Source organism: Sulfurimonas sp. (assembly GCF_016744025.1).
In the GTDB taxonomy this organism is placed as follows: Bacteria; Campylobacterota; Campylobacteria; order Campylobacterales; family Sulfurimonadaceae; genus Sulfurimonas.
The window spans coordinates 9,236-17,326 of the sequence record NZ_JADGFC010000049.1; the positions used below are offsets into that span (position 1 = coordinate 9,236).

The following is an 8,091-nucleotide window of genomic DNA, read 5'->3' on the forward strand; positions in this document are numbered from 1 at the left end:
TTTGGATGTAAATATAATTTATGATTTAGCAAAACTTATGATTTTTGGAATAATATTTGTAATTATAAGAGATGTTTTTCCAAAAATAGTAAGATTTATAAAAAAAGCTAAACCATCGAAGAAAACCAGTTAAAGTTACTGTCTTTAATTGCTTTATAATTTGTATAGAAGTAAAATTTATACTTACTGCTATAAATTTTAATATTTACAGTATGTTAAAATGAAAAAGACTCTCTATTTAGTAACTATATTGCTATTTGCGTCAACATTTACTTTTTACATGACAAAGTGGTGTTATGGAAAAAATATAAGTGATGAATCAGCCAAAATTATAGTTATTTATGTTGGAATAAAAGGTGAACCGATTACAATAGAAAAATAAGATATATTAACTTCTTTTAGACCAATATCCAGCTAAAATAGAACCAGAAATATTATGCCATATACTAAAAAGGACACCTGGAAGTGCCGCAACAGGAAGAAAAAACTTATGTGCCAGTGCAACTGCTAAACCAGAGTTTTGCAGACCAACTTCTATAGATATAGTTCTACATGTTTTCTTATCAAAACCTAAGGCCTTACAAGCCCAATAACCAAGAGTGAGCCCTATTGCATTATGAATGATTATTGCCAAAGGTAGCAGTAAACCTAAAGTTGCTATTGACTTTGTATTTAAAGCAACGACAATTGCTATAACTATAACTATTGCAAAGACGGAAATTAGAGGAAGTAAAAAGTCAATCTTTTTGATAAAAGAACTTAAAAAGTGATTTATCATAAGTCCAATAAATACAGGTAAAAGAACTATCTTTGCCAAACTCATAATCATAGCCATTACCGATATATCCACCATTGTACCTGCTAAGCTTTTTATGAGAATAGGAGTTAAAACAACACCTATCAATGTAGATAAAGCTGTCATACTAATAGATAAAGCAACATTTCCTTTTGCAATATAACACATAACATTTGAGGCAGTTCCGCCTGCAACACTTCCAACTAAAATCATACCAATGGTTAAGTTTTTATCTAAGCCAAGAAAGTTAGAAATCAATAGTGCTGCTATTGGCATAACTGAAAATTGTAAAATTATTCCAACTAAAATAGCTTTTTTATACTTTGTAAGATTTTTAAAATCATTAAAAGTTAAGGTTAAACCCATTAAAAGCATAATAAGCATTAGAAGAGGAACTATTTGAGACTTTAAATCTATAAAGAACATTGGTGAGTAATAAGCTATAACTGATAAGAAAACAGCTAATACAGGAAAAAATCTAATAATATATGAGGACATAATCTACCTTTTTAAAATTCAATAAAAATATATCGAACTTCATCTTAATAAAAGTACTTATACATAATCAAAGCATCTACATAACCTAGTTTTGCATGATTAAAAGCTTTTGGCAAGCGACCAACAGTATCAAAGCCTAGTTTTGTCCATAGTCTTATAGCTCCAACATTTGTAGAAGCAACAAAGTTAAATTGCATAGCTTTGTAACCTATATCTTTTGCTATTTTTTGAGAATGTTGACACATTGTAGATGCAAGACCTTTGCCTCTTGCATCTTTAGCAACCATATACCCACAATTACAAACATGTGAACCAGGACCTGCTTGATTTGTTTTTATATAGTAAGTTGCGATGATTTTATTTTCTTCTTCACAAACAAAAGTTTTAAAAGGTTGAGTCATCCAGATGTTAAAAGCTTTTTCTTTACTTGTATCTATTTCATAAGCATAAGTTTCGCCTTGAGAGACAATCTCATGAAAGATAGGCCATATGAGCTTAAAATCATTTTCGTTTGCTTCTCTTATATGCATAAAAAGAAACTCTTCTTAAAATAGTGTTAGTTGAGTATGGTAAGGTATCGTTCTGCTTAAAATAGATTTATCAACACCAACGATTAGTGCAAAATGAAAACTATTTTCTTTTAGTATAGGTAGTATCTCTTTTTCATGCTTGTAGCTAAATACATTTTCATCTTCAACTTGTTTTACAGAGGAGGGAATGACGCAAATTATCTTTGCCCAAGATGCACGAGAATGTAAAAATGTTATTTCACTATATACAAGACTAGTGTTTTGCTCAAAAATAAGTACTTTATCACTTGTTCCAAAGTCTTTTATCTCAAAGTTCTTGTTTGTAAATACAGCTTCAAAGTGCTCTATAGGTGTAAACTTCCTTAACCTAAAGTCAATTTTTAAACTTTTAAACAGATGCAATAGCTCCGCAAGATAAGGGATGAAAAAAGGAGAAATTAGTTGTCTTTCATAAAATATGTTGTCATATATAAAAGATGTTTCAAAAAGGGTTTGTTCCATAATCTCTATAGGTTCTATGGATATTTTAGAAAGAGTTTTTACATTTGTAAACATATCTTTAGAGTTTAGAGTAGGGCAAAAGAGTATTGTAGTTCTATCTTCAATTTCCCAAAGAGACTTAAAAACATCTCTTATATCTCCATGAACAACTACAAAGCTAGTTTGAGTGATAACTTGAAGAGCAAGTTTTAAGATAATCTCATTACATTCATAAGCAACTATTTCTTTTTCAATAAGTTTAAAACGAAGAAGACGTTTCACAGCTTCATCAATATCAAGGACTTTTATCCAAGCAATTTCACTATCACTTATCTGCGTAGGTTTGTCAAAAACTATTCCGTATGCACCGTTAAATACTGCTAACTCTATATCTTGTGCATCATAGGCAAAGAAAAGATCACCTCTCTTTACTTTAGAAGCCTCAAAAACAGTGTTTTCAAAATTATTTACACATGGTTCGTTTACAAGATTTGCATGTGTAAGTGCGAGGAAGTTTTCAAGTCTCATCCAATAGGTGTACCGGCCTTTTTAGGTTTTTCAGGTCTTACTAAACATAAACCATCTTCATCTTTGGCAGCTAGAAGCATTCCCTCAGACATCATTCCCATAAGTTTGGCTGGTTTTAAGTTAGCTACAACACATACTTGAGTGTTTATTAGTGACTCAGCAGAGTAAAACTCTTTTATTCCAGCTACAACTTGTTTATTTGTTCCTTCACCTAAATCAACCTGAAGTTTTAGAAGTTTTTTACTCTTAGGAACTTCCTCAGCTTCTACAACAACACCGATTTTTAATGATGTTTCAAAAAATTGACCAATTTCTATAAGATTGTCTTCTTCTTTTTTAGCTTCTTTATTAGCGATAAGATCTTCTTTCATATTGTCATTTGGCTTATCATCAGGCATAGCTTTTGGAGCTTCTTGCATTAAAGGCTCTTCAACACGAGGGAAAAGAGGTGGAACCTTCTTGATATTAAATAATTTCAATAGTTTTTTATCTATAACTAACTCGTTATAACTAGCGTTGTCTATAGTAAAGTTAAGTGCATCTGCTATTGTCGCTGTTGTTTTAGGCATAACAGGGCTTAACATGATTGATGCTTTAGCTAATATATTTGCAACTAGCGCAACTGTAGCAAGAGCCTCATCTTTTTTGTCTTCTTTCATTTTAACCCATGGAGCATGCTCTTCAATAGCTTTATTTCCAATGGCAAATAGCTTCCAAAGTTCTTCTAAGTATCTATGAGTTTGCATATTTTGCATAAAACCATCAAGATTTCCCAGAGCTTCATTCATTGCATCTAACTCTTTTGCATGGTACTTTTGTACATCTTTGCTATCTATCTCAAAGTCAGAGTATTTTCCACTCATTCCTATGATACGATTTAGAAGGTTACCAAGGTCATTACTTAGTTCTGAATTGATTCTATCTATAAATGCTCTTTGAGAGAAATCTCCATCTTGACCAAAAGGAACTTCACGAAGCATAAAGTATCTAAGGTTTTCAACACCATAAAGGTCTGAAACTTCTTTAGGAGAAACAACATTCCCTTTTGATTTACTCATCTTTTCACCATCTCTAGTCCACCATCCATGTGCAGCAATGTGCTTTGGAAGAGGTAAGTCAAGGCTCATTAGAAATGCTGGCCAGTAAATAGCATGAAAACGAAGAATGTCTTTACCTACAAAGTGTGTAGTATCAGGCCAAAAATTCATAAGTTCTTCATCTTTTCCATAACCAAGAGCTGTTACATAATTCATTAGAGCATCTAGCCAAACATACATAACATGTTTATCATCATTCATTGACTCAGGAAGTTTAACACCCCAACTAAATGAAGTACGTGTAACAGAAAGGTCTCTAAGTCCACCTTTTACAAAGTTTTTAACTTCATTTGCACGAGAACGAGGAAGAATAAAGTCAGGATTATCTTCATAATACTTTAGTAGATCATCTTCATATTTTGAAAGTTTAAAAAAGTAACTTTCTTCTTTAACGGTACTTGTTGTTCTTCCACAATCTGGGCAAAACTCGCCGTCTACTAACTGAGTTTCAGGGAAAAAAGTTTCACAACTTACACAATAGTGACCTTCGTAAAAGTCTTTGTATATATCACCTTTAGCATGCATCACTTCAAAAGCTTTTTGAACACCTATTTTATGGTCTGCATCTGTAGTTCTTATAAATTTATCATAATCTATTTCAAACTCATCCCATAGATTTTTAAATGAAGCACTAATTTCATCTGCAAACTCTTGAGTAGGTTTGCCATTTTTCTGTGCTGATTCTTCTATTTTTTGACCATGCTCATCTGTTCCAGTTAAAAAGTATGTTTTATTACCTTTTAGTTTCTCATATCTAGCCATTGTATCAGCAATAAAAGTCGTGTAAGCGTGCCCTATATGTGCTTCGCCGTTAACGTAATAGATAGGTGTTGTTATGTATTTACTCAAAATTTTCTTCCTTAATTTTACTCTATAAAAATGATTTAGAACTCAAATCCACCGGTTTCACCCTTAGACATGCTGTTGTATACAGACTTTACATAATCTAGTCTAAGCTCACAGTTCATGTACATTTGACAAATACTACAAGATGCTAAGTTCTTTTCTTTTTGACAAACTTGAACTTTAATTATCATTTCATCAAGATGAAGTTCAAACTTATCTTTTTCTATATTATGCGTTTGTTGCATAAACTTCTTTTACTCTCGCTATCTCATACTTAGAACCAAAGAAACATGGTGAAGTGTCGTGTATATGTTTATGACCTAGTTCCATTAAATCAACTTTACCATCAATAGCTTCACCACCAGCAATTTTATATACAAAGGCAAAAGGAAATACTTCAAAAAGTTTACGAAGTTTTCCATCAGGTTTATCACTAGTTGCTGGATATGAAAATAGTCCACCACCTTTGAGAAGAATCTGATGAAGATCAGGAACCATACCACCAGAATATCTTAGACGGTAACCCTCTTTAAAGAAGCTATCTACCATCTCTTTATGGTAAGGCATCCAGTTTTGCTGAGTTCCACCAGGAGCGTTTAGCTTACCTTTTTCATTTAAACGGATTTCTTTAACAAACTCAAAATTTTCACCTTGAAGCAGGTGTAGTTTAGCTTTGTTATGAGCAAATACCATCTCAACACGAGGACCAAATACAACATAACAAGAAGCGACCATTTTGTCTGCTCCAAATTCGTTTTCATAGATGCCAAAGATAGAACCAACACTAAGGTTTACATCTACTAAAGATGAACCATCAAGTGGGTCATAAGCGATGAAGTACTTTCCATTTTTATTTAAAAGCATTGCATTTTCTTTTTCTTCGCTTGCAATAGTATGAATAGAAGGTACTTTTGAGAACTCTTCTTCAATAATCATATCACATTGTATATCAAGCTGAAGTTGAGTCTCCCCAGAACTATTAGCTTGTTGTGAGTAACCTGTATCTTTAACATCTATAGCTACTTTGATTCTTTTTGCCGTACGCTGAATTGCGTCAAATATGTCAGTCATTTATTATACTTCCTTCGCATTTTTTAATATCCAAGATATTACATCTTCGCTATTATTTAAGTCTAATATATCAACATTCTCAGGGATATTGTAATCTTGAGTGTTAATACTATCATCAATTGCCAAAGCATTCATATACGGAAAGTAATCACTATCTAGTCTTTCTCTAAATATACTTATGCGTGGTAGTGGTAGATTTTTTAAACCCTCGACAAGTAGAATGTCAAAATCATTAAAAAGTCTAATCATCTCATCTAAATCTTTGTTTTGTTTAGAAAAGTAAGTAGTTCTATTAGGAGAAGTAACCATAACCTCTGCGCCAGTGTCTGAGAACTTATAACTATCCTTCCCAACTACGTCAAAACGAGCTTTATCTCTAGGGTCATGCTTTATTATAGCTACTCTTTTGCCTTGCTCATGTATTAATTTTCTGGCTACTTTTAGTATAAGAGTAGTCTTTCCGCTGTTCGATGGACCGGTAAATGCAACTGCTAATCTTTTATTCACTTTAATATCTTTGTATTTATTTGTCTAAAAATTTAAGTGATTATACAAAATAGTCTTTAAAAGCTTGTTTAATAAGCTATAATTCTTTCACAAATCATAGGAACAATCATGAAATATATACTAACAATTTTAACTTTTTCTCTTCTATTTATAGGATGTGCTGATAAAAATGCCTTTAGTAAGTTTAATATGCAAGTTGATCAAGAATTAAGTGCTTCTAGCTTACAAGAGAGTAAGATAAAAATGGGTGAAAATGTAGAGGGAGTTTTCTCAGCAATATATTTAAATGATGTCTATCCAAATGTCTATACTGTTAACGAATATTTTTATGTATACCTTTACTTAAAAGACAAAAAAGAGATGTATGATACAAACACTCTTGATAAGATAAAACTAACGATGAAACTAAATGGAAATCTTCCAGTAAAAATTAAAAAGTTAGATTCAAATAATAAATTCTCTCACCTAGTATCTGTTAATAGTAAGTGGAGAAAGTACTATCTTGTAGCATTTAAGAGAGAAGTAAAAAATAAGATTAACCTTGTCCTCGAAACCGATCTGTCTTCTTCGGAAGAGTTAACGTATCAAAAAGACGAAGAATAGAAACTTCTTCTCCCATTACTTTTTTATACATCACATAGTTTGCTAAAACTTTTTTCCCGTACTCTCTACTTTCAGAATTAGACATTAGCTCCATACTTAAAAAAGGCTCGTATTTTCCACTATTGAAAGTACCTTTTTGAAGGTGTCTTCTTAAAAATCCCATACCTCCATTGTAAGCATAAGCCATAAAAAGAGGGTGGTAAAGAGATTTTTTCATCCACTTTAGATGATTTAGTGCATAGTTGATATTATTTTTAGGAATAAACATTTCATCATAGTTTTTTACCGGATTTTTTATATGTTTACTAATATCATCTGCCACAAATGGCATAAGTTGCATCAAACCAAGAGCGTAAGAACGAGATAAAGCCGAGGGAATAAGCTTACTCTCTTGACGCATAATCGCATAAACAAGAGCCTTTTCATCTGTTGGTATATCTCTTAGATATCTATCATAAGGCATAACATAACCATGCATTCCGTACTTATATGCTTTTTCAAGTATTAGAGTTTGAACAGGAACCATATCCTCTTGCATATATTTTTGTGAGAGTTCATATAGTTTAGCTTGTGAAGGAGATGCTTTTTTTATATCTTTTAAAATATTGCTCCACTCAAATGGATCTTGAATATTTTTATTTGCTTTACTTTCATTTACTTCTACAGCACAAAAATAATTGTTAAAGCTTTTGTTTTGCATCTCATGTGCATACAAGGTATACATATTGATATCACGGCTTTTAAGTAGCTTATCAAGATATTTTTTATTTTCTGTTATTTTGTACATCCAAAAGAAGTTTTTATCTACATCAATTTTACTTTTAGCTTTTGAGCGAGAAAGGTCAAAATAATGTAAAGCTTTTTTCTTATTTAGATGCATTAAATGGTTAATAGCCAAATAGAAGTTAGTCTTAGAGTTTAACTTTTCCCCTTTTAGCTTCAAAAGGGATAATTGTAGTTTATCTAGTTTATCATCATGTATAACTATTTTGACAAACTGAGATATTCTCCAAGATGATGATATTTTATTTATAAGCTTTTCATGTATATAAAGATTTAGATTTTTACGACGATGCTTAGAAGTAGTTCTTATAAAAAGAGATAATACTGTGTTTGAATCATATTTAGAATATGC

Annotated in this window: 10 protein-coding genes; 2 read left to right on the forward strand and 8 right to left on the reverse strand. The window is 31.6% G+C overall.

What is annotated here, in order from left to right; translation table 11 throughout:
• Positions 1–220: 220 nt before the first annotated feature.
• A complete protein-coding gene (locus QZZ48_RS08450) occupies positions 221–382 on the forward strand; it encodes a hypothetical protein (protein ID WP_294964325.1) in 162 nt (53 codons plus the stop codon).
• A 6-nt stretch (positions 383–388) separates the two neighbouring features.
• Here the strand turns inward: QZZ48_RS08450 and QZZ48_RS08455 are convergent, their stop codons facing one another.
• Genes QZZ48_RS08455 through mobB form a run of 7 tightly spaced genes read right to left on the reverse strand, consistent with a single transcriptional unit; the run spans position 389 to position 6,353 of the window.
• A complete protein-coding gene (locus tag QZZ48_RS08455; protein ID WP_294964327.1) occupies positions 389–1,294 on the reverse strand; it encodes a bile acid:sodium symporter family protein in 906 nt (301 codons plus the stop codon).
• Positions 1,295–1,338: 44 nt separating this feature from the next.
• Complete coding sequence (locus tag QZZ48_RS08460) at positions 1,339–1,824, reverse strand: GNAT family N-acetyltransferase (protein WP_294964329.1); 486 nt, start codon at positions 1,822–1,824, stop codon at positions 1,339–1,341.
• 15 nt (positions 1,825–1,839) lie between these two features.
• Positions 1,840–2,832 carry a hypothetical protein gene (locus QZZ48_RS08465; protein WP_294964332.1) on the reverse strand — a complete coding sequence of 331 codons (993 nt, stop codon included), beginning with the start codon at positions 2,830–2,832 and terminating at the stop codon, positions 1,840–1,842.
• The gene (gene metG, locus QZZ48_RS08470; protein ID WP_294964335.1) at positions 2,829–4,778 is read right to left on the reverse strand and encodes a methionine--tRNA ligase; all 1,950 of its coding nucleotides are present in this window, start codon (positions 4,776–4,778) and stop codon (positions 2,829–2,831) included. The genes QZZ48_RS08465 and metG overlap by 4 nt, the downstream gene beginning before the upstream one ends.
• 35 nt (positions 4,779–4,813) lie before the next feature.
• Positions 4,814–5,020, reverse strand: a complete 207-nt coding sequence (locus QZZ48_RS08475; RefSeq protein ID WP_294964338.1) for a hypothetical protein — start codon at positions 5,018–5,020, stop codon at positions 4,814–4,816.
• The gene (locus tag QZZ48_RS08480) at positions 5,004–5,846 is read right to left on the reverse strand and encodes a class 1 fructose-bisphosphatase (RefSeq protein WP_294964340.1); all 843 of its coding nucleotides are present in this window, start codon (positions 5,844–5,846) and stop codon (positions 5,004–5,006) included. The genes QZZ48_RS08475 and QZZ48_RS08480 overlap by 17 nt, the downstream gene beginning before the upstream one ends.
• Before the next feature lie 3 nt (positions 5,847–5,849).
• On the reverse strand, positions 5,850–6,353 hold the full coding sequence (gene mobB, locus QZZ48_RS08485; RefSeq protein ID WP_294964343.1) for a molybdopterin-guanine dinucleotide biosynthesis protein B: 504 nt from the start codon (positions 6,351–6,353) through the stop codon (positions 5,850–5,852).
• 108 nt (positions 6,354–6,461) lie between these two features.
• Here mobB and QZZ48_RS08490 point away from each other — a divergent pair, with 108 nt between their 5' ends.
• Positions 6,462–6,956, forward strand: coding sequence for a hypothetical protein (locus QZZ48_RS08490; RefSeq protein ID WP_294964346.1), 495 nt, complete (start codon positions 6,462–6,464; stop codon positions 6,954–6,956).
• Here QZZ48_RS08490 and QZZ48_RS08495 read toward each other — a convergent pair.
• On the reverse strand, positions 6,889–8,091 hold a 1,203-nt coding region (locus QZZ48_RS08495; RefSeq protein ID WP_294964349.1), incomplete at its 5' end, for a lytic transglycosylase domain-containing protein. The two genes, QZZ48_RS08490 and QZZ48_RS08495, sit on opposite strands and share 68 nt — an antisense overlap.